Below are 25616 nucleotides of genomic sequence, written 5' to 3'. Positions count from 1 at the left end.
TCCGTCAGGCCACAGCCTGGGCTACTGCAGTAGCAAATAAAACTCGGAGGAGGCTGTGGAATGCGGCAAATATCTGGGTTTGCCGACGAATTGAACGGAAATTTCCTGGTACGCTCGTCTCTTATGCCTTGCTAAGGCGCCGCAACCTAGCAGCAACCCGCTACTTTTGTGCCTTCCGCTATCTGGCCGCCCACTATGCCTCCTATTCTTACCCTGTTGCTACTTCCGCTAAGCTGGCTGTATGCCGGCGTGATGGCCGTACGCAACTGGCTGTACGAGGCGGGCTGGAAACCCCAGACGCAGTTTGAGCCGCTGCCCATTCTGAACGTGGGCAACCTGCGGGTAGGGGGCACTGGCAAAACGCCGCACGTGGCCTGGCTCGTGAGCTGGCTGCAGCAACATGGCCAGCAGCCAGCCCTGCTCAGCCGCGGCTACGGCCGCCGTACCCGCGGCTACCGCCTAGCCAATGCAACGGATACTGCCGCTACCATCGGCGACGAGCCGTTGCAGCAGTTCAGGCAGTTTGGGGGGCTAGTGCCCGTAGTTGTGAGTGAAGACCGGGTAGCTGGGCTGCAACGGCTTTTGCGCGATGTGCCCGCCACCACCGCGGTAGTGCTCGATGATGCCTACCAACACCGCCGCGTAAAGCCCACCCTGAACATCCTGCTTACCGAGCAGGAAAGGCCATTTTACAAGGATTACGTGCTGCCGGCTGGCCGCTTGCGCGAAAGCCGCGCCGGGGCGGCCCGAGCCGATATGGTGATTGTAACCAAGTGCCAGTCCGATTTATCAGAGAAAGAGCAAACTACCATTACAAACCACATCAGGCGCTATGCTAGCCCTGCTGTGCCGGTGTTGTTCTCGTGCTACGACTATGGTATGCCCGTGCCGTTGGGAGCTACTAGGGGGCAGCCGGGCACTGAGGTTCTGCTACTTACCGGTATTGCCCGCCCCGAGCCGCTGCACCAGCACCTGGAGGCTGCGGGCTTTCACGTGCTTACTCATGCCCGTTTTCCAGATCATCATGCCTTTCAGCCCGAGGAGATTCGGGCGCTGGCGGCGCAATTACGGCCCGGCCAGTGCGTTCTGACTACCCAGAAAGATGCCGCCCGCCTGTTGGAGCCAGCCTTGGCTGCACTTGTGGCCGATTTGCCCGTATTTTACATTCCGATTAAGGTTCGGTTTCTGGCCGATGGGGAAACCCGATTAGCCAACTTCTTGACCCCGTACTTTCAGCCCCACGCTGTTGTCTGATTCGCTGCTGTATTCCTTATTGAAGGCTTTGGAGCCCCGTTCTGTTGATTCTGGCGGCCGAGGCTGCCGGGCGCGCCGGCTGCTCATGGCCGCGTTGCCGGCCCTGTTGCTGCTGGTACTAGGCCTGTTGCCTAGCGCAACCCTTGCCCAGATTGTCGACGATTCCACTAAAAACATCTACGGCGCCCGCACTACCTTCATTCTGCGGGAGGCCGATATTATGCGGCAGGATACGGTAGGGCGCATGATTGACACCACCCTGACCCGCCTGCCTCAGCACCGCTTCTGGACCCACGACTCCACCTATCAGCAGGACCTAGGTAACTTCGGAACCGCCTCGCGGCCGTTGCTTTGGGAGCCAAACCTGCAGTTGGGAGCCCGCCTGGGCCGGAACGTGTTTGACCGGTACGCGCGCAACGCCGCCACCATCCCTTACTACGATACCCGCTCGCCCTACACGTTCTTTCGCTTTCACCAAGGCAACCCCTACGAGCAGATTTTTGAGCTCTCGTATGCTCGAAGCCTGAAAAAGAACTTCAACGTAGGCTTTGCCTACGAACGTTTTGGGGCCAACAAGGCCATAGCGGTTACGAGTACCCGTGAGGGTCAGACAGAGCACAGCAACTTCCTGTTTTTTGCCCGCTACCACTCGCCCGATGACCGTTATAATGCTGTGGCTAACTTCAGCACGGCCCGCCACCGCGTAGCTGAGCAAGGCGGTATTCAGCCTCAAACTTCTGACTTTGATGCGACGGGAAAAGTAGATTTAAAAGGCCTGTTTGACTATCAGCGGGAGGTAGTAAACCTGACAAATGCCCTTAACCGAGAAGCACGCGACCAGGTTCGGCTTACGCATACCTACCGGCTATTGGGTCGGGGGCTTACCGCATTTCACACCTTTGATTGGCGTCGGCAAAACAACCGCTTCAACGATACCGAATTAAAACCGAACGGAAGTACGCCGGTGTTCTACCCCGAATTCCGACTGAGCACCGCCGCTACCGACGACCGGGCCGAATTCCGGCAGCTGGAAAATACGGTGGGTGTGATGGGCCGCACTACTACTATTGAGTACCGGCTGTACGGGCGTCACCGTAATGCTTCCCTAGAAACCCGTGCTGCTGATGGGGAGCCCGCCGTACTGATGCAGGCCCTGCCCCGTCGTACGTTCAATCAGTTATTTGTAGGCGGTACGGCGGCGTTTCGCTACCGTCAGTTTGCTATTGAAACAGCCGGCGAGTTCAAGCCTTCCGCGCAGTTAAACAACACCGAATATTGGCTGCGCGGCGGCACGCGCTTGGGGCCACTAAGCGGCGAACTGCTGGTAGCCAGCTACGCACCTACCCTTACCGAACTGGAATTCAGAGGCAACCATTATGAATGGGACCACAAGGGCAGCAGCTCCAATGCGTTTTCCAACACCGATGTGCAGCAGCTCCGGGTGCGGGTAGCGCAGCAATTAGGCCGGCATTATCTGGAGGCAGGTGGTACAATAGCTAACATCATTGATCTGATCTATTACAGCGAGGAACAGGCGGGTGGTGCGCCTCGTCAACTCAGTGGCACCCGCCAGCTAACCACACTTTCGGCGCGCTACCGCGTTAATTTTGGGCCGCTCTATTCTGACAACCAAGCCACGTACACTATTGGGGGCGAAGACGATAAGGAAGGATTGCGCGTGCCCAAGATTGTTGGCGACGCCCGGCTGTACTTCCAGGGGTTTGTGTTTAAGAAGGCGTTACTAGGGCAGGTGGGGGTGCAAGGTTATTTCCAGTCACGCTGGAAACCCTATGACTACAGCCCTAGCACGCAGCAGTTCTTTGTTCAGAATCACTTTACCAGCCGCAATATTCCGGTGGTAGACGCCTTCCTGAGCGCCGATATCAAAACGGTGAATGTGTTTCTGAAGATGGCGTACATCAATCAGTTTTTGCCGCAGTCGGGCTATTTCACGGCGCCCTATTATGCGGCTTTGCCCCGGCGCTTTCAGTTCGGTATTCGTTGGCAGTTTTTTAACTAGCCTTGCCTGCCCGTCAAACCTCCCTGGCGTGCCCCTCGTGCAATACACTTGTTTGCCTCGGGTTCTAGGCCAATTTTGCTTCTCCTCATGAAAGAAAAAACTATCCTCAAGCTGAAGCTGAACACTGACCCACGGTGGGTTGATATTGCCAGTAAAAACATCGAGGATATCCTCGTGGACCATGCCTATTGCGAGCAGAAGGCAGCCAGCACCGGTATTTCCCTCATCGTTAAATACCCCGAAAAAACGCGGCTGGTTGAAGAGCTAACCGCCTTGGTAGCCGAGGAGTGGGAGCACTTTGCGCGGGTGTTGCAGGAGCTACGCAAGCGAGGCCACGAGCTGGGCCGTCCGCGCCGCGATGAGTACGTGGTGCAGCTAATGAGCCATGTGCGCAAAGGCGGCGCCCGGGAGCGGCAGCTAATGGATCAGCTGTTGGTAAGTGCTCTGATAGAGGCTCGTAGCTGCGAACGGTTCAAGCTGTTGTGGAAGCACATTCCAGACCCCGAGCTCAGCCAATTCTACTATGAGCTGATGGCATCAGAGGCGGGGCATTTCGTGAGCTACGTAGACTTGGCCAAGGAATATTGCAACGCAGAGGAGGTAGATGCCCGCCTGCAGGAGCTGCTGAAAATTGAGGGCGAAATCGTAACCAACCTGCCCGTCCGCGACGACCGGATGCACTAGCCCGGCTTGGTGGCCGAACCGGCCTTTGCTACGTAGTTTGTGGGTGGCTTGCCGGCTGGGTAACCACCAGTTCTAGGGCGCATAAAAGCGGCACCTGGCAGTTTAGCTTTGCTTTACTCAGGGGCTATGCTACCTAATTGTGAAAGTGAGACTTACAGCCGCAAATCTTATTTTTTCAAGAGGGCTTTGTTGTCTGAAAAGTAATTGTAGTTTCGTCGCTGGCATCTTCAATAGCGGTCTATGAAACACACCTTTACTCTGCTTCTTTTACTTGTTGGTTTGCCTCTTGGGGCACTGGCCCAAGCCTCAGCCGCTTCGGATCCGGTGGTGCTGAACTTCTGCGGCCTTAATGTGCCGGTGGAGGCTGGTTGCGCCCCTAGCTCCAAAAATCAGCTGACGTGTACTGACTACCAGCTGACGTGGATGTATCTTGACTTCGCTTTTCTGAAAACGTATCCAGAGCAATACGCGCGTCAGATGCAGAAAAAGCACAAGAACGTGGAGCGTCAGCCTCTGGATTGTTTTATTCTGGACACGCCCGCCAAGGGTTTCCGGCTGAGTTACCCCACGGAGCAGGGAGGTATTGCATATCAGCTTATTGCCTATGGTATTGCCAAGGGCCAGCCGGTGTTAATTGACCTGGTGCTGCCCACCGACCCGGAAAAAACGGCCGACCTTCCGGCCGCCGCCCGCCAGATTCTGCGACTGCCTAAGTAGCCGGGGCCACTCAGGCAGTTGCAGCCGACGCTATGCTTCGCTCGTGGCGTCGGCTTGATAGGGTTTGGAAGCTAGCAGGCCTTCCGGCACAGAAAGCTCGCCGGTGTGGGCATCAATCAAGCCATTGCGCTCATCCTCAATGTTAGTAGCCTGCGTGTACACGTCGCCGGCAATGGGACGTTTGCGAAGTTCCTGCTTGAATTGCTGAATGCGCTCCGTACGCTCTGCCGAGTCCTTCGGTCCGCCGTAATCGGCAAAGCCAAAGCCGCCCCATTCGCTGATGATTAGCGGCTTTTGGCGGGCATAGAAGAACGGGTCGCCGATGACCAGCGGCAGTACAGCTACGTTATTTAAGTCGCCTTGCACCATGCGGTCGAGCAGCTCCGACCAGCGACTGAGCTCCGGGGTATATACGTGCGCCGTCAGCAGATCCGACTTCAGCCGTCCGTTCACGGAAATGTGCTGCCAGCCATCGTTGTCGACCACCAGAAACTGGGGATGGTTTATAAGCATGTAATGATACATGTCCACGATATACCGGCGTGTTTCCGGATTTGTGGCAATGTCCTGGGCGCCCCAGTCCTCGTTGTAAAGGCTCCAGATGACTACAGAGGGGTGAGACTCAATGTGCGCTAGCATACGCAGCAGCTCGGCCTGGTGGTTTTCTCGGCTTTTGGCAGTGGAGGAGTGCGGGCTAGGTACTTCTACCCACAGCAGCAAGCCCAACTCGTCGGCTAGGTTGTAAATACGTGGGTCGACGCCAGCAATGTGCACCCGTACTAGGTTGCACCCCAATGCTTTCATGGCGTGCATGTGGCGCTGCATCTCCTCATAGGTGGCCGTGCCCGGCTGGTACAGAATGCCATCAATGTAGATGGGCTCGTTGTTGAGGTATACAAACTTTCCTCTCGACTCAATCTTGCGCAGCCCGAAGTGGGTTTCTATTTCGGCGGTGTAGCCTTCACTATCAACGAGTTGAGCTACCAGCCGGTAGAGGTGAGGGGAGCCTGGTTGCCAAAGCTCAGCCCCGGTCAGCTCCATTACTACCCGCTGTTGCCGCTCACCGGCTTCCAGCTTCAGGGTAAAATCAGAGGTAGCGAGGGGCTTGGGCGTGGGCGCAATTTTATCGAATACCTGCAGGCGCAGTGTGTACAGGCCGGGGTCGTGGATGCGCGTCGTGATATTGAAGCGCACCATTTTGTCTTCAATCACACTGTCGACGCCTACGCGGGAGCGGAGACGGTTGCGCTCCACCATTTCCAGCCAGATGCTCCGGACGGCGCCAGTGTATGTCTGGTACCAAATGCCGCCGCGCTTGTACACATGCGACTCCTGCTTGCCACGTGGCCGTTCGGCATCCATAGTATCTACAATGCGGACCGTGAGGCGGTTAACCGGCCGCAGGTGCTCTTCGCGTAGCTCAAAGGAAAAAGACGTGTACTCGCCGTAATGCACGTCTTCGCCTTCTACGGTACGGAGTGGGAAGCCATTGAGCCAGACCCGGGTTTCGTAGCCACAGGCCCCGAAGGTGATCTGGAACATAGAGTTCTTATCGTCGTCATCGCGCTCAGGCAAGATAAACTCCCGCTCATACCAGGCTACAACCTTGTCTTTCCAGCCCGGGGCTAGGGGGGCATCCTTTGCCAAGTGTTCCTCCACCGAGCCAGGCCAGCTGGCGGTGCGCTCGTAGTTGTGGGCTAGGTGCCAGCCGTCGCGCAAGCCAACGTCGTCGGAGTCCAGTTTAAACTTCCATTCGCCATCCAGCAGCAAGTAGTTGTTGGCGCGCAATACCGCCCTAGGAAGCGGATTGGCAGCTCTGAAATTACGTTCGCTAGTCGAAAACCCGTAGTTGGAATTTGATTCAGGAGCAGTCATGTGGGCATTACTGGTGTGAAATCTACAAACGAGGATTATGCGCCTGCGGATACTTTGCTAGGGCATAAAAACGTAAAAACCCGATGCAAAATGGGTGCAACGGGTTTCTCAGTAGGGCTGCTGCGCTAACAAGCACAGCTGCTGCCCTTAGGTTTTTTGTTTCTTCTTCTTGGCTGCTGGGAATAGGATGTTGTTCAATATCAGGCGGTAACCGGGTGAGTTAGGGTGTAAGGCAAGATCGGTAGGGTCTTCTTCTACCAAGTGCTGATAGTCCTCCGGGTCGTGGCCGCCATAAAACGTCCAGGTGCCTTTGCCCAGCGTTCCGTGCATGTAGCGCACCTCACCCGAGGCTTTGTTATCGCCCATTACTACTACATCGGGTTTTACTAGCTGCTTACGGAACGCCGTCGTCTGGCCCATGAAGCCGTGCACCGTGCGTACATGGTTTTGCGTGAGCATGGTCGGCACCGGGTCGTACTTGGCTGAGAACGTGAAGAGCTGGAAAAAGTCGTTGTCTTCGTACACACCCCGTTCGCGCGGATCCATATCAATGTTAGAGTACTCGTACTCAAACGGATTCATGCGGAGCTGAAAGTTCTGGAAGGCCAGCGTCCGGTTGAAGTTGAGCTTGGATTGGGCCGTAGCATCCGCAGGGTCGCCATCGTACATGGTTTCTACCATATCGAGGCCTAGTCCGGCCAGGGCAATATCATAGGAGTCGGTGGCGGAGCACATAGCAAACTGGAAGCCGCCGCCCGCAATAAACTCCTGCATCTTCACCACCACGGCGCCTTTCATCTGGCTTACCTTGGCAAAGCCGTTGCGCTTGGCCGTGGCTTCGGCATCGCGCTGCTGCTGCTGGTACCAGGGGCGGCTGCGGTACGTGGCGTAGAACTTGCCGTACTGGCCCGTGAAGTCCTCGTGGTGCAGGTGCAGCCAATCGTACTTCGGCAGGTCGCCGCGCAGTACCTCGTCGTCGTAGATCTGGGTGTAGGGAATTTCGGCGTAGGTGAGCACCATGGTCACGGCATCGTCCCAGGGTTGCTTGCCTTTGGGCGTGTACACTGCAATTTTGGGCACCTTCTCCAGCTTCATCACGTCCATGTTGGCGTTGGGGTCGGCTATTTCCGACAGAATGCCCGTGTACTGCGCCTCGCTGATAATCTGGTAGCTCACGCCGCGCACGGCCAGCTCGTTTTCAGCGCCGGCGGCCACCTCGCAGGCAAAGGAGCCCCCGCGGTAGTTTAGCAGCCAATCAACCTCCACCTGTTTGCCTAGCAGCCAATAGGCTACGCCATACGCTTTCAGGTGCTCTTTTTGAGTTTCATCCATCGGGATGAGGATGTGGTTGGCCCACGCGCCGGCCGGCTGCAACAGGCCAGCCGCCAACAGGAAAAACAAGGTAAGCAGGCGAGGAAAGCTCATACTGAAAATGGCAAATCAACTACTCCAATAACTACACAAACGACTAGGGCCTAGAGACAGGCAAAGCCGTGCAAGTAGACAGAAACCATCGTCCGCGTAGGCTAAAACAGCTGGTTACTCCCTGCTTCTAAAGGTAACGAAAGCAGGTGGGAGTTTAGTTGAAACCCGCTACCTTGCGGTACCGGCCGGTGTTGCCCAGCTACCGGTGTGGCCTAGTCAGCCCAAGTGTGGGTTCTTCGTTTTCGCGTCTACCTGCTGCCGTTATGCACCTGTTGGAAAACATCAAAGAGGCGTTTCGTTCCATCCACAGCAACTTGCTGCGCACTATTCTAACGGCGCTTATTGTCAGCATCGGCATTATGTCGTTGGTAGGCATCCTAACGGCCATCGACGCCATTAAGGCCTCTCTGAACACTACGTTTGCTAGCTTGGGAGCCAACTCCTTTGAAATCAAGGCAAAAGGCTACAATAATCGCTCCCGCCGAGGCGGCATTCAGGGCAAAACGTATCCGGTGATTTCGTACCTGCAGGCCCGCCAGTACAAGTCGGAGCTCGGAGACAACGCCAAAGTGGGCATTTCGGCCTTTATAGCCGGCGCCGTTGAGGTGAAGGCTAACGATAAGAAAACCAATCCCAACATGCAGGTAGTTGCCGGCGACGAAAACTACCTCATGATTCAGAACTACAACCTGCAGGGCGGGCGCACTTTCTCGGCTACGGAGCTTGATAACGGCGCCAACGTGGTGATTGTGGGAGGCGAAATCAAAGACAAGCTGTTTCCGCAGCAAAGCCCTCTGGGCAAATACGTATACATGCTCGGCCGCCGCTTTCAGGTGATTGGCGAGCTAGAGAAAAGCGGCAGCAGCATGGGCGGCGGTGGCGCCGACCGCCTTCTGCTGATTCCGCTGGAAACCGGCAACCAACTGCCCCGGCAGCGCGCCCTCACCTACGATATCAAAACCGCCACGCCCGATGCCAATTACCTTAACTACCTAACCGGTGAGGCCACGGGTATCATGCGCGCCGTGCGCCACGATGCGCTTGGCCAGGAAGACAGCTTCGAGTTGGAACGCAGCGACTCGCTAGCGGGTAAGCTCGATTCCTTGTCGGGAAATCTGCGGATGGGGGGCTTCCTAGTGGGGTTCATTACCCTGCTTGGGGCTAGTATTGCCCTCATGAATATCATGATGGTTTCCGTGACGGAACGGACGCGGGAGATAGGAATTCGGAAGGCACTAGGTGCCACGGCGCTTCAAATCCGGCAGCAGTTCCTGATTGAGGCCATTGTGATTTGTGTAATGGGCGGCACGCTCGGCATCTTGCTTGGAGTAGGTATGGGCAATGGCGTTTCGCTGCTGGTAGGTAGCGGCGGCTTTATTATCCCGTGGCTTTGGATGATGGTAGGCCTACTGATTTGCGTGACGGTAGGGCTGGCTTCGGGCTATTATCCGGCTAGCAAAGCCGCCGCCCTCGATCCAATTGAGTCACTTCGTTTCGAGTAGAGTACTAGGCCTTATAGCACTGCAAAGCCTCCAGGTACCTATGCTTTTTTTCGGCTAGGGTAGAGTTTGTACTTGAAAAGTCGTTTTGATTCTCCTGCTGGTTATGCTTGATCCAGCGTCCGCTTGCCGAAGCATGATGACCATCTTGAATTTCAAATACCGCTTAGAGTTGATTTTAGCGCCCAATAGTTGGTGAATATTCTAGGTGCGTAGGCGGCTTAAGCTTCCTCATCAACTAGCCCGTCATGCCATAGCATATGGCGCAGCAAGCCAAGGACGAGCCAAAGAGAGGTGTAGTAGCCAAGCACCTCGCGTACGGATGTTGCCACTTTTTACTGTGTCTGAAAAGCCATTATACTTCCCCAAGCCGTCGTGCTTGAGTTAACCTAGCAAACTCCTTGGCTACGCCGCCCTTTGGCTCGCTGCCAGCTCTGCCTGAGGGTAGGGTAGGCCAAGACAGAAATGCTCTCTTTTGATTCCTCTTCCCTTCGTCACAGCGCAGTGACTTGTAGTGAACATTTTCTCGAGAGCTTCAAATGCGACAATCAAGTCTGGGCTTATAGTCTTAGCTGACGCCGAAATTAGAATTCGTAGAGACGAACACGTAAGCTCGTGGCAGCACCATAGACTTCGCGGGCAAGAGGAATCAGAAAAAATAGAGCAGAGAGACGAAAATGAATTTTTTGAAACGAAGCTGTAACAAGGCGTGGCATGAGTGTAAGCGAACGTGCAAACAAGTAAAGCCCTCACATGTAAAAGCCAGCGCAATATCCCGGAGAGGGGAGCATTGAAATGACTAGCATCGGCCAAACATAAGGAGCAAGGAAGTGTGTTGTTTATTAAACATTTGGGTTATATTTGAGACGATAAAGAAGTATAACCCATTTGGTGACAATGGAAAAGTCAACAGTCGGAGAAAGGTTTGTGCAGCTTATTGCTCATTTGGGCATAAGCAAAAATGCGTTTGCAGCTTCCCTTGACAAGACAGCTACAGTCATCCAACACCTTGTTGATGAGAGAAATAAACCCGGATTTGACCTTTTGTGTAAAGTATTTGAAGTGTATCCAAATGTTTCAAAAGAATGGCTTTTGCAAGGAAACGGTCCGATGCTTTCTCAACAGGATTCACCTGCTATAGCGCCTGTGGAATCCAGCAAGAGTCAGCCTGCCAGTCAACCGGTGGCTGAAATTTCTAGCCCAGTTCAAGAACAAAAGCAGCCAACTGAAAGGCCTGCGGCCGTTAATGAAGTAGTAGTTACAGCAAGTATATCCGCACCAGTTCCGGAGCTCGCTGCAGTTCCCGTCCCTGTGGCCGCTAGCCAGCCGCAAGCTGTTGCTGCGCCTCTGGAAACTGCCGCACCAACCACCGTAGCTGCCGTTGCACCCACACCCGCTGCGCCTGCCGCTTCTGACGCAAGCTGGCAGACCGCTTTGTATACTCAGCAAATGGCACATCAGCTGGCGTTAGCTGAACTGCGCAACCAACACTTACAGGAGCAGCAGCGGCTAATGCAGCAAATGATGGACCTGATGCAGCGCCAACTCACCCGCTGATAATTAGCATCATCTTCTTTATAGAAACGAAAAGGCCCCCGCTAGGAAGCAGGGGCCTTTTCGTTTGCTAGCCTGGCAATGTGCCGGAATGCTAATGTTGAAACACCTCAATGCCTAGCTCTTCGGCCTCCATCAGGTTCTGCGGATTCACAGCCGTCAGACGAAGGCGCTTTAGTTCACCAACCAGTAAGGGGTCGTATTTGGCCGTAACCCGAATATAGTTCGGTGTAAAGCCTTCCATATGGCCATTGTTTACATCATCTTCAAACAGCACCGTCGTTTCAGTGCCTAAGTGCTGCTCGTAGAAATAGCGCTTCTTCTTCTCGGAAAGGCCCCGCAGCTGCGTAGTGCGCTCGTGGCGGTGGCGGTCTTGCACGCGGCCGGGCAGGGTTGGGGCCAGGGTGTTTTCGCGCTCTGAGTACGGGAATACGTGCAGATAGCTTACATCCATCTCGTTCAGAAACTGATAGGTTTCCAGGAAGTCGGCTTCCGTTTCGCCGGGAAAGCCTACAATCACATCTACCCCAATGCAGGCATGGGGCATAACCTCCTTAATAAGAGCTACGCGCTCCTGGTACAGCTCGCGGCGGTAGCGGCGGCGCATCAGGCCCAGAATTTTGTTGGAGCCCGACTGCAGCGGAATATGGAAGTGCGGCATAAACCGCTTCGATTGCGCTACAAACCGGATAATTTCTTCGGAAAGCAGATTGGGTTCGCAGCTGCTGATGCGGAACCGCTCAATTCCTTCTACCTCATCAAGGGCACGCACTAGGTCAAAGAAATCCTCTTTCCGCTCGCGCTCCGGGCCCTGCAACCCAAAGTCTCCGAGGTTTACGCCAGTCAGCACAATTTCCTTTACCCCAGTTTCGGCCAGCTTTTGCACGCGCTCTACCACGCTCTGCACGGAGTTGGAGCGGCTCTTGCCGCGGGCCAGCGGAATGGTGCAGAACGAGCAAGAATAGTCGCAGCCGTCCTGAACCTTCAAGAAAGTGCGGGTCCGGTCGCCGTAGGAGTGGGCGGCATGAAACTCTGTGGCTTCAGAAATAGGCGAGGCAAACACGTGGCCCGGCTGCCCGGCGGCGGGCTTCTGGAAACCGGCTAGGGTCTCCACGAGCTGAAACTTCTCGGCGGCGCCCAGTACCGCATGTACGCCGGGAATCTCGGCAATTTCCTGGGGCTTGAGCTGGGCGTAGCAGCCTACAATGGCCACAAACGCCTCCGGATTATGCTTCAATGCCTCTTTCACCACCTTCCGGCACTTGCGGTCGGCGTGGTCTGTGACGGAGCAGGTATTGATAACGTAGATGTCAGCGGCATCCTCAAAGGCTGCTTTCACGAACCCATGCTCCTCAAACTGCCGGCCAATGGCCGACGTTTCGGAGAAGTTGAGCTTGCAGCCCAGCGTATAAAAGGCAACTTTTCTGGTATCCATAAGCAAGGGCGCAAAGATACTGCTTAGTTGTGGGTTGCGGAAAGATTCCGACAAGTTCACGCCCCCAGCCCCTTAACGCCCGGTTTGTACTGCTCAAAGCGGCCTGTTGCTAGGTGCCAATAGAGGGCAAACCGGCCTATAGTTGGCACTTAGCAACCAAGTAAACGTGCCGCTTTTACGCGTGTTGTTTTACTAGGTCTATCAGGGCCGGCAAGTCAAGGGGGCGAAGTTCTTGCGCTGAGGCTGCCAGTTGCCACGGTTGCTCAGCTGTGGCGCGCCGGAATATGGCCGGCAAAGGGTAGGAGCTTAGTTCCGGATGCTGCTGCTGTAGTTCGTTGCGGTGCAGAAAGGAGGTGTGAGCTGGCAGGCGTTGGATAAACTCCCGCCACTCGGGCCGCATGGTGGCGGCACCAAACGTTACGGCGCACAACGAGCAGGCATATGTAGCCGGCGACAACGTTTTGTGCAGCGTATCGAGCAGGCCATTCACGAGGCCGGAATCAGCATTGTAAACGAAAAGCAACTCGGGCATTAGAAGTAAAAAATCATGTAGCAGCTTGTGGCACAATCAGCACCTAGCGGCCATGACGACAAAATGAGTACACTATTTCCGCAGAAAGTCAGCAAACGATGTTTGCTCATAGGCTTGGCCAAACTGCAACTGGGCGGCGGAAGGCCGACCTTTGCGCCTAATTACGCGGCGGGCAATGTTATCGTAGGTGACGGTACCTGCGGGCGTTACTACCCCAAATCCATCGGTAAAGCAGTAAAACGCTACTCCGTGAGGCCAGGAGGCAGGTGGAGGCGCCAGCAGGTCGCGGCTCCAGGGAAAGGCGGTGCTGGGCAGGTTTAGCTGATGGAGGAGGGTAGCAGCCACATCGGTTTGGCTGCCGTAGGTGCTGATGCTGCGCCCGGCCGCGGCTGGCCGCAGAGCGCCGCCGGTGAGCAGCAGCGGAATCCGGAATTTAGCGGGCGCGTCGTTGGGCGTGTTACCGGGCTCCGGATGGCCGTGGTCGGCTACCACCACCACTAGCGTATTATCCCACCACGGTTGCCGCCGGGCTTTATTGAGAAACTGACCTAGTACATGGTCGGTGTAGAACATAGAGTTGCGAAACCGGTCGGCTTCGCTGGCGCCCGTAAACCGCGGCGGCATGGGCACATCAAATGGCTCGTGGCTGCTAAGCGTAAAGGCCGTCACGAAGAAGGGCACGCGCTGACTTGGAAGCTCGCGCAGCATCCGGTTAAACAGCACATGGTCGTGGGCACCCCATTTCGAGTTTTGGTCCTGTCGGGCAAAGTCGGCCCGCTCCGTAAACCGCTCGTAGCCGGCCGTCACGAGGTAGCTTTTCATGTTGGCGAAGGCCAGCTCGCCGCCATGGTAATACGCCGTGCTGTAGCCCAGCACCTTAAACTCCTGCGCCAGATGGGGGAGACGCTCCGTTTTGCGCGGGTACTTGATGATACTGGTGGCCGGCTGGTTGGGGTAGCCTGAAAGCAAGGCCACCAGTCCTTTCTGGCTTCGGTCGCCGGCGGCATATAGTTGCTGAAACGACACTCCCACGTGGCTCAGGCTATCCAGAGTAGGCGTGACACCTCGCTCGCCGCCCAAATGCCCCACCAGCTTGGCCGTAAAACTCTCCAGAATGATAAACAGCACGTTGGGCCGAGTAGTACGCAACAGCGTCGCGGTATCAGGCGCCGTGGGGGTGTAGAGTTGCTGGGTTAGCCGGTGGGCCGTGGAATCAGGTAGGAAATTATAGGCGCTGGGCTCCGTATTCTGCAGCCGCAAAGAGTTGGCTACATTCCAGGGTACATTAATGGCGGCGTGGTTGGCAAAGGGTTGGTTAGAGAAATAAACGTCGCTCTGGTTAATCGGTATCTGCTGCAATCCGCCGCGCAAGGGCACGGCCAGCAACGCTAGGTACAGCAAGCCTGCCAACCCGGCCCGCAGCTTGCTGAAGCCAGGCGGTAGCGCCGAAAGCCGTCCTACTACCTTTGTATACAACACAAACCCCAGGCCAAGCAAACCAACAAAAAGGGCTGCCAGCAACAGCACCGGCGCGCTGCCCGCCGAGGCCAGCATTTCGCGGGGCGTGTTTAGGTATTGCAGCGGGGTAGCGTCGAGTCGAAAGCCCCAGGCGCGGTATAGCTCCAGATCCGCTACCGTACCCGCCGCGACCACAATGCCCATTACCGCCGTGAAAAAGCGAATCAGGCGCTCCATCGGAAACCGGGCCGGAGCCAGACTTCCTATTATAAACAGCAGGAAAGGAAGTACGCTCAAATAGGCGGCTGCTGAGGCATCCAGCCGCAAGCCATATCCAAATATACGTAGCACCGTGCGCCCCGAAAGAGTGCTGGTCTGACTCCAATGGTACAGTACAAACAGTAGCTTGGCAGCTACGAAATACACCAGCCAAAACCAAAAATAGCGCGGCTGGAAGGCAAAGCGACTTCTCACCCCGCAAAGGTAGGTAGCCCGCCCAAACCACCGGTCCCCACTCCCGCATTTGTGCCGGCCAGAACAGCCAACAACTTCCGTAAGCTATAAGGACTAGGTGTAGTTATTAGGGGTAGTGACAGTCTTAGCAAGCAGTTTGTAGAAAATGTGTATCAAAATTGACTGGGGTAATCGAGTAAACAAGTGTGTTTGTCGAAAATGGGGTGAAAAAATATAGTGTCTTTTGGAAAACGATGAATACAACCTGTAACTTTGCCCTATCAATCCTGATTTTATCTCACGCTCAACAATAGCATGGCAATTCTTCGCTTTAAAGCACTGGAGTTAGTTGATCAGCGTAAGCCTCTGACCGTAGAGGCCACCGGTGAGCGCCGCTCCGATACTTTCGGTAAAAACGTCTTTAATCTTGATGCCATGCGGGCTACCATGCCCGGTGAGTACTTCAAGAAGCTGCAGGCCGCCGTTAAGCAGGGCTCTCCGGTAGAGCGCAGCGTGGCTGATGCCGTAGCTTCAGCTATGAAAACTTGGGCCATGGCGAAAGGTGCCACGCACTACACGCACTGGTTCCAGCCCCTTACCGGCGCAACTGCCGAAAAGCACGATTCCTTTTTCGACCTGAACTCCGATGGTCGGCCGATTGAAAACTTCAAAGGCTCGGCCCTGGTGCAGCAGGAGCCCGATGCGTCGTCGTTCCCGAACGGCGGCATCCGCAATACCTTCGAGGCCCGCGGCTACACCGCCTGGGATCCTACCTCGCCTGCGTTTATTATCGAAACTGCTGGTGCCAAAACGCTCTGCATTCCAACCATTTTCGTAGCCTACACCGGCGAAGCGCTCGACTACAAAGCCCCATTGCTGAAGTCGTTGGCCGCTCTGGAAAAGGCAGCAGTGGATGTATGCCAGTACTTCGATAAAGATGTACAGCGCGTGCACACTACCCTCGGCATCGAGCAGGAATACTTCCTCGTCGACCGTGCTCTTTACAACGCGCGCCCCGACCTGGTGATGACTGGCCGCACACTGTTCGGCCACGCTCCGGCCAAAGGCCAGCAGCTGGAAGACCATTACTTCGGCTCTATTCCGGCCCGTGTACACGCCTACATGCTGGAGTTTGAAGAGGAATCCAACAAACTGGGCATTCCGCTCCGCACCCGCCACAACGAAGTAGCCCCGCACCAGTTCGAGTGCGCTCCTACCTTCGAGGATGCCAACCTGGCCGTTGACCACAACCAACTGCTCATGGACATCATGGAGCGCGTGGCCGACAAGCACAACTTCAAGGTGTTGCTGCACGAAAAGCCTTTCGCGGGCGTGAACGGCTCAGGCAAGCACAACAACTGGGCTATGAGCACCGACACTGGGGTGAACCTGTTGGCTCCCGGTCGTCGTCCGAAAGAGAACCTTCAGTTCCTGGCGTTCTTTATCACCACCATTAAGGCCGTGCACCGCTTCGGCGACCTGCTGCGCGCCAGCATTGCCTCCGCTTCCAACGACCACCGCCTCGGAGCCAACGAAGCGCCGCCAGCCATCATGTCGGTGTTCGTCGGCTCGATGCTGGACTCGGTACTGGATGAACTGGAGCGCACTGCCAAGCTGCCCCTCGACAAAGGCGACAATATCTACCTCAAGCTGGGCATTGACAAGATTCCCGCTATTCTGCTCGATAACACCGACCGTAACCGGACCTCGCCTTTCGCCTTCACCGGCAACAAGTTTGAGTTCCGCGCCGTGGGCTCCTCAGCCAATAGCTCTTCGGCTATGACCACGCTCAACACCATTGTAGCCGAGCAGCTCATAGACTTCAAAAAGTCGGTTGATTCGCTCATTGAGCAGGGTAAGAAAAAGGAAGTAGCCATCGTAGATGTGCTCCGCGAGTATGTCATCACCTCCAAAAACATTCGTTTTGAAGGCAATGGCTACTCCGACGAGTGGAAAGAAGAGGCGGCGCAGCGCGGTCTGTCAAACGTGCCGACCACGCCACAGGCGCTGGATGCCATTGTGAGAGAAGATGCCGCTTCGCTGTTCGAGCGTCACCGGATTTTCTCGCACGTAGAGTTGCACGCCCGCCACGATATTTTGCTGGAAGACTACATCAAGAAAATCCAGATTGAAAGCCGGGTAATGGGTGATTTGGCGGTGAACCATATTATTCCGACGGCGGTTGCCTACCAAACCAAGCTAGTAAACAATGTGCGTGGCCTGCGTGAGCTTGGCCTCGACGACGAAAACTCGGAAGTAACGGTAGCGACTATCAAAGCCATTTCGCGGCATATGTCTACCATCAAAACTCAGGTAGATGAGATGATCAATGCCCGCAAAGTAGCTAACAAGATTGACGATACGCGCGAGCGGGCCATTGCCTACTGCGACACCGTTAAAGCACATTTCGATGCCATTCGCCGCTCTGCTGACAAGCTGGAGCTGATGGTAGCCGATGAGGACTGGCCCCTGGTAAAGTACCGCGAACTGTTGTTCCGGCACTAAGTCCAAGGTCAGAATCGGGCCGGAGTTGGGTGGGAATTTTCTCCGCGCCCCGATTTCAGAAAAGCCGTTTCCGGGTGGGGACGGCTTTTTTTGCGCCCTGACTTTTCGTGCTTAGTAAAACGGCCTTCCTGTTAGCGGGAAGGCCGTTTGATTTTTCATCGTTAAGCAGCGATAATCAGCTTTAAGCCTGGACTCGCCCCCAATTGGCCCCCAAACTCGCCCCCATTTTCAGGCCCCCGTGCGGACCGTGCGCCGGTAGATTTCCAGCAGCTCCTGCTCGTTAATCCCTGAGTAGCGGTTAAAGCTTTTCTCGGTCTGGTGGCCAGTGGCCAGCATCACCTGGGACTTGAGCACGCCCTGGTAAATCTTCAGGGTGGCAAAGGTCTTGCGGCCCACCCGGGTGGTGATGTGCAGGCGCCCGATACCAGCCAGCCGCGCCAGGTGGGGCAGGTAGTCCTCGTTCTTTTGCACGTAGGGCAAGCAGGTAGCCAGGCCCCAGGACTCGTACTGGCGCACCAGGGCCACGGGCTTAAAGACAGCATCATCGAGGAAAGGAATCAGGCAGACGATGCCCGTTTTGCGGCTTCAATTTTCACCAAGTCGCGGTGAATGTGGTGCGGGGCCATGGCGTCGGCATCAGAAATGCGCAGGCCCAGGTAACAGCACTGCAAAAACTTGTCGCGGGCATAGGACAGGCGCTGCAAGTGTCCTGCACCTGCAGGGGCGGGCGGCCCTTGCCCGTGGTCGTGGCCACGGGTGGGAAGTGCTGCGCGACGTAGGCGGCTACTTCCGGGGTAGTCAGATCCAGCCGGGCCCACTGCTGCAGCTCCTCGGCCGTGAGAAAGTCCGCCCGACGTAGTGCTCCGGGGTGGCCCACTTGCGAAATTTTGGGGTAACGGGTAGTTCGCGCTCCTCGCACCAGTAAAGAAAGTTCTTGAGGTTTTTGATGTAGCCGCTGAAGGTGTTGACCTTGTTGCCGAGCACCGTGAGCTGGTGGTGCTGGAATCTGGCGTAGAAGTCCGCATTTATCGAGGCAAAGGTGAGCGGGTACTTCTGCTGCTGGGCAAACACGGCCAGCTCCTCGCGCAGGTGGCGCAGCCGGCGCCGGTAGGTGGCGCTCAGGGGCTTGCCCGAGCGCAGGGAAACCTTGCTGTCCATGTAGTCGGCCCACTGGTCCATGTGCTCGAGTAGGGTCAGGGGCATGCTAGCAATCAGAGGCAGGGGTAGCACCTCTGTCTCGGGTGTGCCGCTGGCCAGGGCGGCCAGGCGCTGGTAGCGCACCCGGATTTCGGCTTCCATACGCTCCTCGCCCCAGCGCTCCCCGGCCCGGCGCGCGTCCTGGTGGGCGTCGATGCCGGCCCGAGCCCAGCGGTCGAGCACGGCGTTGATGACATCGCCGTAGGAGCCGGGCTTGTCTTTGACCTTGCCCTGCTTTTCGTTCCAGTCGGGTGGGCGGCAGGCTTCGCCACTGGAGAGGAGCAGGCGCAGACTTTTCCAGCGAAAAATGAGGCGGATAGGGGCTGTGCCCTTCTTTTTGGATAGGCGTTTCAGCCGCAGTTCACGCGTGACTTCCATAGCAGATACAAAGAATAAGGAGGGGCGAAAACTAAGCAGCGGGCCGCGGAACTAGTCAAACACACTCCTGCTGCCAGATTACTGCTGCATACGTATGACTAATAAAATTAGTAAAAATTTAACTAATAAAATTAGGCAAGCGTATACTTGTGGCAAACCCACTTGTATGTTGCTATGTGTGAAGTATTGTTTGTCCCCGTAGAACGCCAGCCGGTATAGCTTACTCTCTTTGATTCCTTGGTACCGGCCGGCTTTCCCTCACCTGCGGAGGACCACCGCGGCGTGAAGCTGGATTTGAACCGAATGCTGCTGCCCCATCCTGATTCCACCTACCTGGTGCGCGTGATGGGCAACTCCATGACGGGAGGGGAGTCCGGTATTCAGGACGGCTCGCTGCTGGCCGTGGACTGCCAGCTGAAGGCCCGCCCGGATGATGTGGTCATTGCTGTAATCTAAGGTCAGTCCACCGTAAAGCGCCTTGTAAAGCGCGGGCCGGAAGCCTGGTTTCTGGTACCGGATAACCCAACTTTCCGGAAATGCAGATTACCGAGCCCGACCTGTTTACGGTGTGGGGCGTCGTGACGCATATGCTCACCGAGACCCGGCGCGGACGGCTCTCCAGCTATGCGCGCGTTAGTTAGACCACCTGTGCCAAAGTGTATAGTCCGAAGTGAAATCGAAGGTGCCGGCTGCTTACTCGGGAATGCGCAGCAATAGGGCCTGCGCTTCGTCATTGTAGTCGGTGGCGGGACTGAAGCTGAGCATCACCTTGCGACCCTGCCACTGCAAGCCGGTAAGAGGAGCGGGGCTTTTCTGCCCAGAGCCGTAGCGGGCACTAAATGCCTGCAGGAGCCGATCGCTATTGCGGCGGCCTTTAGTGTTCAGTGAAATCGATTCTAGTCGGCCTTCTGTGAACGTATAGAGGATGCTGGCCACCGGGGTGCCGTGGTACTGTAATTCGTCTTGCGGGTTAGTATAGGCAACGGTGGAGCCATCCGCCATGAACTCCTGCAGCTGCGGAAACAGCGCAATGGTATCCCCGAAATGGTAGGCCCCCAGGCCATTTTCCTGATCCAGCAGCGTAGCAGCATCCGCTAGACGCGGCCTTAGCTCAGGAGCGGTAGAGCTACTGTTTACGCGTTGCGCCAAGGCAGTAGGCAGACCGGCGGCAGTGAGCAGCAGGAAGAGCAGCAATTTAAGCATACTTACCGACTGTACATATACACGACCTCATAGCGATTCACTAGACCTTATCGTGAGAAGACAACCGTCTCCTCGTGGTACAGCTTATACCCAGGAATGGCAGGGCTCCTGAAACTCAGCAACAGCTTATGCTCGGTTACTTCCATGATTTTAGTGCGCGCAGACCCAAAGAAGAGCGAATCATTGGCACGGGTAAGCTTTACACCGCTACGTGGTAATTCCGGGTGTAATATGCTTGTAGTATGAAGCGAGTCGGGGGTAAAATCCCAATAAAAAGTTTCGGCTACTTCTGTGTACCCGGGCTGAGGCTGTCCCGCAGCATCGAAGCGATGGACAATAAGTTCTTTCTGTTCCCAGCGGCCAAGTATGCTAGGAGCAGCAGGGGTGGGGTCGTTCTTTTGGCAAGCAGTGTTAACCAGCAAGGCAACTGGAAACAGGGTAGAGAGCAAGCGTTTCATCTTGATAAAGGGAAGAGAGATAAGGTAGATCTGGATAAAGTCAACCAGCGCTTTGGGGCGGGAGCCGTGCGCTTTGCGACGGCCTTGCCGCGGGAGCGGGGAGCGGCGGTACGTTGGGTAGGGCAGAGCCAGTGGCAGACACCGGCTATACGACGTGTTGGGAGGATTTATTGTGTATTCGGGCGTAGCCGCCCGGCTATTGGCGAACCATATGTGTAATCACAATAGTATAATCTCCCTGAACACCGAGAACCTTCTCTTGCAGGATAAGCGTGTTAGTAGTCAACTCTACGATGGTCACTGCATAGGTTAGCTCAGTACGGGTATTACGCAGGGTAAGGATGTCATTGGCACGCGTGTACGAGTACTCAAAAGCTAAGGCTTGCGGCTCATCCACAAAAGTTATCAAAGAAGGAGTAATGGTATACACTTCCGTACCAGAGGCAGCTTGCTTCCCACTATTCTCCGTTAAAGCGCCTTGCGCGCGAAAGGAATTGTATTCCTTGAATTTTATCACCCACGTGCCTTCCAATGGAGCATTTGGTTTGGGCTCTGGTTCAGAGCTATCCTTGGAACACGCCGTCAGAGTGAGCAGCACCAAGCTGAACAAACAGGTGAAGAGGAAACGGTAGCGGTAGAAAAGGGTCATACTTATGGTTGGGCTATCTTTGTAAGGGCATCTTCAGCAGCTGCTGAGGTATAGAGTGAAGTCCTACTAGCGGGTGTATAAACTGCCGGACATTATGTAAACGCCCGTGGCTGGGTTTGGCTGGCCAGTGAAGCGGGTAAGCATTCTTTTATCTGTCAGCTCCTCTAGGGTGAGGTCGTATTGCGAAGATTGGGTCGAGGTGGGGGCAAATGCCGTAATATGTAGCACGTTGCCTTCCCGGGTGTACTCAAAGCGCAGCACTTCCTGATTTCTTGAATTATAAGTCCTCATGTTATCCTTCGTGACGATCAAGTAAACGCCCAATGTATCGAGCTGGTCCGTGTAACCCGAAATTCGGTTGCCGGTCTGGTCGTAATTATCGTAGTAGCTGGATTGCAGACTCCATCGACCTTCCATGCCGGTAGGGGCGTCTTCCTTCTGACAAGCGACTAAGAATACCGATACACTTAGAAACAATAGAAATAGAACTCGAAACATGAAATGAAATAAGGTGAATGGTGGTACCCGGCAAGCTACCGCTTTCCCGGGTGCGCACATATGGCTTTTTGAAGTATTCGGGCCTAGAGCAGGTCGTGACCGGGTATAATACACGTCCAGAGATAAAGGGGAATCAGCGTATTAGCGTCCCCACGTATATTCTATAAACGAGTATTCTTTCGTCCAAAGGTTGGTGCTTCTGCTACTATGGGTTACCATCTTGTCCTTCGATAGCTCGGCAATCTTCACGTAGTCTTCCGGGTCAGCACTCCTCTGGAATCCATTCTTCGTTACCTTCAGATAGGCAAAGGCTGATATTTTATAATTGGTGCTGCCCCAGTATTCAACACTGTCTTTGGTTATCACCATGTAGAACTCAGAGGGTGGCCAAAAACTGGTCGAGAGGAGCGTGCCATGCTCATCATATATGTATCTGCCCTCCTTTACAATATTCCAGCGGCCTAGGACCAGGTTTTCAGGGTCGTTCTTTTTACACGCCGAAAGGAGCAACGAGCAACTCACGAAAAGCAAGAGTAATGCTTTAGGCATAGGGTAGGTATAAAGTGTTGAAAGGTGTAGTGCTGTTCATAATGGCATCTTCTGCAACGAGAGGATGCACCCCCTATGGCAATAGCACGCAAGCTACCTATTTCACAGGTGCGTATATATGCCCGAGTAGGTCAAGCGTGCATATTTTTATTGCCCACCCTGCGCCCGCATGCACATTTCCACTAGGAAGAGCAGGCACACGAACAGCACTCCACAAGTAAAGCCCTGCCAGAAAGCGCGGCGGCGTTTTTGACCCATTGGTGCTTACTTGATTAGATCATCCAAGTGGATGTAGGGCGCATAATCCTCCAGCAGCTCAGAGTCAGTGGAGGCACTCCAGGCGCAGCACGGTATAGTGCTCCTGCTCCAGATACACCTCGCAGAAGAAACCGCCATCCATGTGATAGAGCGCCACGGCATCTTCCTCCTCCCAGCGCCGGGCAATAAAGCGCCCCTCCAGCCACACCAGCGGCAGCTGCTGCTCAAAGGACAAGATCTGGAAGGTATCGTAGGAGGTAGGCACAATACCCCTTTAGCGCGCATAGATGTCGTCTCCCTCAAAGTAGGGCTGACCCACCACCCGCCCGTTCGGGATATAGCGCAGCACCAGCTTGTGGTCGGTGAGCTCTTTAATTACGACCGTAACCTGATCGTAGGTGAAGGTATTGGGGGCCATTAGACTCAGCAAGAATAATGATCGGTAAAGGTATCCAAAAAGGGAACGGTTTCTGGACACGTTGAGCACTCGCCTACATGGCCCTGAAAACGCGGTTTTTCGGGGCCGTTTTTATGCTCCTTTTTGTACACCGTTCAGGTCAACAAGGTGTCCGTCATGGCCCCTTCCGAAATCAGCTCGGGAGGGGCCTGCTTATTTCCAGAACTTGGGGCCAAAAGGTAGGGCCGAGTAAAAAGGTTATGGTAACTTTCTGAACCCATCTTTTTGACCTGCTTTATGAATTTTGGCTATGCCCGCGTATCGGCAAAGGATCAGAACCTCGATACTCAGCTTAAGGAGCTGACGGCGGCTGGCGTGGACCGCATCTTTCAGGAGAAGATAACTGGAGCCAGTACGACCCGGCCCGAACTAGATAAGATGCTGGCGCTACTTCGGCCCGGCGACACGGTAACCGTAAACCGATTGTCCCGTCTGGGCCGCAACACGGCCCACCTGATTTAACTCATTGCCGACCTCAGCCGGCAGCAGGTGCGCTTCGTAGCCCTCGACTTAGGCATCGATACGAACACGCCGGCCGGGCGCATGGTGCTAACAGTGTTTGCGGCTTTAGCGGAATTTGAGCGTGAGAGCAACGGGGAACGTCGGCAGGCGCGCATTGAATTAGCCAAAGCCCAAGGTAAGCATATGGGACGCAGACCGGGCGTTAATGAGGAAAAGCTGAAAAAAGTAAAGACTTCCCTAGCCGCCGGCCTCTCCGTGCATCAGATTGTTGAAGTAACTGGCATCAGTGAAAGCACGGTAAAGCGCTATCGACGCTTAGTCCACGGTTGCTGAACCCCCGAGGCATTTCTCACCCACTCAAAGTCCCCGCCGATTCGCTGTATGGCGTGCGTCCTGGCAATCAGCCTAGGGGAGCTAATGCGCAAGGGGGCATTCTGCTTAATTCTTTCTAAGGACGGCCGCTGCATATGCCGGTGCGTGATCCGGCGCAGATACCAGGAAGTCAGGCTCCATAGGAGCAGCACTACTACCCATCCACCATACGTCACGGCTTTCATGAGCAGCTGAAAGGCATAAGCCCGGGGGGCAGGGGCGGCATTTACCTCTCCAACCTGATAGGTGGGGAACAGCGCCGCAACTTGCGCCGAATCTAGGCGGCCTTTATATGCTTGGTGGAGCAGTGGTTTGTTAGCGACCAGTGCGGCAATGCTGGGCCGGTTATGCTGATTTAGCAGCGCAAAGTCGGGTTCTAGATTCGTGTCAAAATAATGCCAGGCACCATCGTAATACGTTTCCAGGGCATAGTGTCCCCCGCCTTTGGATTCATAAAAGCCTACGTGACGTACCGGGTATCCTTTCTGACGCAGGGCAGCCATAAATACAATCGACTGCTGACTACACGCGGCTTGGATCTGATGTAATATATCATCTGGAATAACAAGGGCACGCAAGTCAGGCAGGGTAACACTAGCTACCAACGACGCCAGCTTAATATTATGGTCGCCAAAGTAGGAGTAGCCGTGATAAAACCTGCGGCGCAGTACAGCGCTAAGTACTATAGGATACAGCGAGGAATCCTGCGCTGTGGCCATCTGATTATGCATCTGCCCTTCCGTATAAGCAACAAGCTCATCGACGGAGTTTAAGGTGTGCAATTGGGGATCAAACATTTCGGCCCTATGAACTTTAGCGAACTGTTGCTTGAGTTCTTGCACAGTCGGGGGAGCAGGTGCAGATAGCTGATCGAAGAAAAAGTAAAAGCTTCCTAAGAAAAGATACGCAAAGCCAACGTGTAGGTAACGTACCTGATGCTTTCTAACCAATGCAACTAAGACGTTGGAAATTAGATTCATAGGTTGCGGTTTTAAGTCAATTCCCTGTTTCCGCGGCAGCCAGCTTCCGGTCCACCAGTAGGGAACGCCTAAATGTATATGCTTTTACGAATATACATTATTCCTTAAAACCAAAGGTAACAAAATTTCGTAACCCGGCGCCAATGTCACTTTTTGTAGTACTAACGCAATAAAATATTGAATAAAAACTCAATTAGTGTTTGCTTTGGGGTATCTTCTATGAAGCTTGTAAGCTGAATAACAAGGGTTACAGCGTAATGTTGCACCCTGTATCAGGCAAGGGTCTCGCCCTCAAAATGGCCCCCATTTTAGGTAAAAGTGCAGCTGCGACCTAAAATGCAGGACTGAACTAATCCGGGTGGAGACGGCTTGTTTTTGTGCCCTAACTTTTTCTGCTTAGTGAAACGGCCTTTTTGCTAGCAGTAAGGCCGTTTAAATTCGTATCGATAAGTAGTCTTAAGCTTAGACCTGAATAGTGTCGAGATTTTTGCTGCCTTCGCCATACGACGCTAAACTCTTGCAGCTCATTTATGAGCTGATAAATGTCTATATAGAACTAGACATTAGTAAGAGCAGGAAGGCCAACCAAATGGAGCTACCGGTATTGACAACTAGGAATGGGATAAACGGAAGATTGGTAGGAGTGCCATCATTTGCGTTTAACTTACTAAAGTATAAAGCAGTCCGTTTGTTGTATTTAGGCTAGATGAGAAAAGATAATGTTAAGGCAGATAAAATTGTTCT

At 54.7% G+C, this 25616-nt stretch carries 25 protein-coding genes and 1 pseudogene; 10 read left to right on the top strand and 16 right to left on the bottom strand.

Translation table 11 applies throughout. The features are described 5' to 3' along the window. Nucleotides 1-195 precede the first annotated feature (195 nt). From lpxK to ACYVGU_RS07650, 4 genes are all read left to right on the top strand, one after another. Complete coding sequence (lpxK, locus tag ACYVGU_RS07665; RefSeq protein WP_460621564.1) at nt 196-1254, top strand: tetraacyldisaccharide 4'-kinase; 1059 nt, start codon at nt 196-198, stop codon at nt 1252-1254. Further along, entirely contained in the window at nt 1247-3274 is a 2028-nt protein-coding gene (locus ACYVGU_RS07660) for a putative porin (protein WP_460621563.1), read from the top strand. Before lpxK ends, ACYVGU_RS07660 begins: the two co-directional genes overlap by 8 nt. Nucleotides 3275-3361: 87 nt before the next feature. Then, a complete protein-coding gene (locus ACYVGU_RS07655) occupies nt 3362-3958 on the top strand; it encodes a MiaE family protein (RefSeq protein WP_460621562.1) in 597 nt (198 codons plus the stop codon). A gap of 240 nt (nt 3959-4198) precedes the next feature. Next, the gene (locus ACYVGU_RS07650; protein ID WP_460611692.1) at nt 4199-4675 is read left to right on the top strand and encodes a hypothetical protein; all 477 of its coding nucleotides are present in this window, start codon (nt 4199-4201) and stop codon (nt 4673-4675) included. Nucleotides 4676-4705: 30 nt separating this feature from the next. Here ACYVGU_RS07650 and ACYVGU_RS07645 read toward each other — a convergent pair whose 3' ends face one another. Beyond that, nucleotides 4706-6550 carry a glycoside hydrolase family 2 protein gene (locus ACYVGU_RS07645; protein ID WP_460621561.1) on the bottom strand — a complete coding sequence of 615 codons (1845 nt, stop codon included), beginning with the start codon at nt 6548-6550 and terminating at the stop codon, nt 4706-4708. A 147-nt stretch (nt 6551-6697) separates the two neighbouring features. Further along, entirely contained in the window at nt 6698-7975 is a 1278-nt protein-coding gene (locus tag ACYVGU_RS07640) for an asparagine synthetase B (protein ID WP_460621560.1), read from the bottom strand. 263 nt (nt 7976-8238) lie between these two features. On the opposite strand from ACYVGU_RS07640, the gene ACYVGU_RS07635 reads away from it, so the two are divergent. Both ACYVGU_RS07635 and ACYVGU_RS07630 read left to right on the top strand, forming a co-directional pair. Continuing rightward, nucleotides 8239-9477: an ABC transporter permease gene (locus ACYVGU_RS07635; protein WP_460611695.1), complete on the top strand. Its 1239-nt coding sequence runs from the start codon at nt 8239-8241 to the stop codon at nt 9475-9477. Nucleotides 9478-10371: 894 nt separating this feature from the next. Next, a complete protein-coding gene (locus ACYVGU_RS07630) occupies nt 10372-11031 on the top strand; it encodes a hypothetical protein (protein ID WP_460621559.1) in 660 nt (219 codons plus the stop codon). A 91-nt stretch (nt 11032-11122) separates the two neighbouring features. Here the strand turns inward: ACYVGU_RS07630 and mtaB are convergent, their stop codons facing one another. From mtaB to ACYVGU_RS07615, 3 genes are all read right to left on the bottom strand, one after another. Further along, a complete protein-coding gene (mtaB, locus tag ACYVGU_RS07625; protein ID WP_460621558.1) occupies nt 11123-12463 on the bottom strand; it encodes a tRNA (N(6)-L-threonylcarbamoyladenosine(37)-C(2))-methylthiotransferase MtaB in 1341 nt (446 codons plus the stop codon). 175 nt (nt 12464-12638) lie between these two features. After that, a complete protein-coding gene (locus ACYVGU_RS07620) occupies nt 12639-12995 on the bottom strand; it encodes a hypothetical protein (protein WP_460621557.1) in 357 nt (118 codons plus the stop codon). A 72-nt stretch (nt 12996-13067) separates the two neighbouring features. Then, nucleotides 13068-14927 (bottom strand): LTA synthase family protein, encoded by a 1860-nt coding sequence (locus tag ACYVGU_RS07615; protein WP_460621556.1) that lies wholly within the window; start codon nt 14925-14927, stop codon nt 13068-13070. A 294-nt stretch (nt 14928-15221) separates the two neighbouring features. Here ACYVGU_RS07615 and ACYVGU_RS07610 point away from each other — a divergent pair, with 294 nt between their 5' ends. Then, a complete protein-coding gene (locus tag ACYVGU_RS07610) occupies nt 15222-17411 on the top strand; it encodes a glutamine synthetase III family protein (RefSeq protein WP_460621555.1) in 2190 nt (729 codons plus the stop codon). A 228-nt stretch (nt 17412-17639) separates the two neighbouring features. Here the strand turns inward: ACYVGU_RS07610 and ACYVGU_RS07605 are convergent, their stop codons facing one another. The 3 genes from ACYVGU_RS07605 to ACYVGU_RS07595 form a co-directional block, all read right to left on the bottom strand. Further along, nucleotides 17640-17936 (bottom strand): site-specific integrase, encoded by a 297-nt coding sequence (locus tag ACYVGU_RS07605; RefSeq protein WP_460621554.1) that lies wholly within the window; start codon nt 17934-17936, stop codon nt 17640-17642. Between the two features lie 32 nt (nt 17937-17968). After that, on the bottom strand, nt 17969-18115 hold the full coding sequence (locus ACYVGU_RS07600) for a hypothetical protein (RefSeq protein WP_460621553.1): 147 nt from the start codon (nt 18113-18115) through the stop codon (nt 17969-17971). Between the two features lie 94 nt (nt 18116-18209). Further along, nucleotides 18210-18986, bottom strand: a complete 777-nt coding sequence (locus ACYVGU_RS07595) for an Arm DNA-binding domain-containing protein (protein ID WP_460621552.1) — start codon at nt 18984-18986, stop codon at nt 18210-18212. 237 nt (nt 18987-19223) lie between these two features. Here ACYVGU_RS07595 and ACYVGU_RS07590 point away from each other — a divergent pair, with 237 nt between their 5' ends. Further along, entirely contained in the window at nt 19224-19442 is a 219-nt protein-coding gene (locus ACYVGU_RS07590) for a LexA family protein (protein ID WP_460621551.1), read from the top strand. Between the two features lie 237 nt (nt 19443-19679). On the opposite strand, the gene ACYVGU_RS07585 is transcribed toward ACYVGU_RS07590, so the two are convergent. From ACYVGU_RS07585 to ACYVGU_RS07555, 7 genes are all read right to left on the bottom strand, one after another. After that, a complete protein-coding gene (locus tag ACYVGU_RS07585) occupies nt 19680-20189 on the bottom strand; it encodes a hypothetical protein (RefSeq protein WP_460621550.1) in 510 nt (169 codons plus the stop codon). Between the two features lie 47 nt (nt 20190-20236). Beyond that, nucleotides 20237-20647, bottom strand: a complete 411-nt coding sequence (locus ACYVGU_RS07580; RefSeq protein ID WP_460621549.1) for a hypothetical protein — start codon at nt 20645-20647, stop codon at nt 20237-20239. A 196-nt stretch (nt 20648-20843) separates the two neighbouring features. Next, on the bottom strand, nt 20844-21296 hold the full coding sequence (locus ACYVGU_RS07575; protein ID WP_460621548.1) for a hypothetical protein: 453 nt from the start codon (nt 21294-21296) through the stop codon (nt 20844-20846). Nucleotides 21297-21362: 66 nt separating this feature from the next. Further along, on the bottom strand, nt 21363-21794 hold the full coding sequence (locus ACYVGU_RS07570; protein WP_460621547.1) for a hypothetical protein: 432 nt from the start codon (nt 21792-21794) through the stop codon (nt 21363-21365). A 141-nt stretch (nt 21795-21935) separates the two neighbouring features. Next, nucleotides 21936-22343, bottom strand: a complete 408-nt coding sequence (locus ACYVGU_RS07565; protein ID WP_460621546.1) for a hypothetical protein — start codon at nt 22341-22343, stop codon at nt 21936-21938. A 322-nt stretch (nt 22344-22665) separates the two neighbouring features. Further along, the gene (locus ACYVGU_RS07560) at nt 22666-22866 is read right to left on the bottom strand and encodes a hypothetical protein (RefSeq protein WP_460621545.1); all 201 of its coding nucleotides are present in this window, start codon (nt 22864-22866) and stop codon (nt 22666-22668) included. Nucleotides 22867-22875: 9 nt separating this feature from the next. Next, a complete protein-coding gene (locus tag ACYVGU_RS07555; protein ID WP_460621544.1) occupies nt 22876-23019 on the bottom strand; it encodes a hypothetical protein in 144 nt (47 codons plus the stop codon). A 276-nt stretch (nt 23020-23295) separates the two neighbouring features. On the opposite strand from ACYVGU_RS07555, the pseudogene ACYVGU_RS07550 reads away from it, so the two are divergent. Beyond that, nucleotides 23296-23691 (top strand): annotated as a pseudogene (locus tag ACYVGU_RS07550) (recombinase family protein); the annotation flags it as partial. A 12-nt stretch (nt 23692-23703) separates the two neighbouring features. After that, complete coding sequence (locus ACYVGU_RS07545) at nt 23704-23853, top strand: helix-turn-helix domain-containing protein (RefSeq protein ID WP_460622001.1); 150 nt, start codon at nt 23704-23706, stop codon at nt 23851-23853. Here the strand turns inward: ACYVGU_RS07545 and ACYVGU_RS07540 are convergent. Beyond that, on the bottom strand, nt 23826-24872 hold the full coding sequence (locus ACYVGU_RS07540) for a hypothetical protein (RefSeq protein WP_460621543.1): 1047 nt from the start codon (nt 24870-24872) through the stop codon (nt 23826-23828). The two genes, ACYVGU_RS07545 and ACYVGU_RS07540, sit on opposite strands and share 28 nt — an antisense overlap. Nucleotides 24873-25616 lie beyond the last annotated feature (744 nt).

The organism is Hymenobacter tenuis, assembly GCF_054780495.1.
The sequence above is the reverse complement of the archived record's forward strand: the minus strand, read 5'-3'. Positions and strand labels throughout refer to the sequence as shown.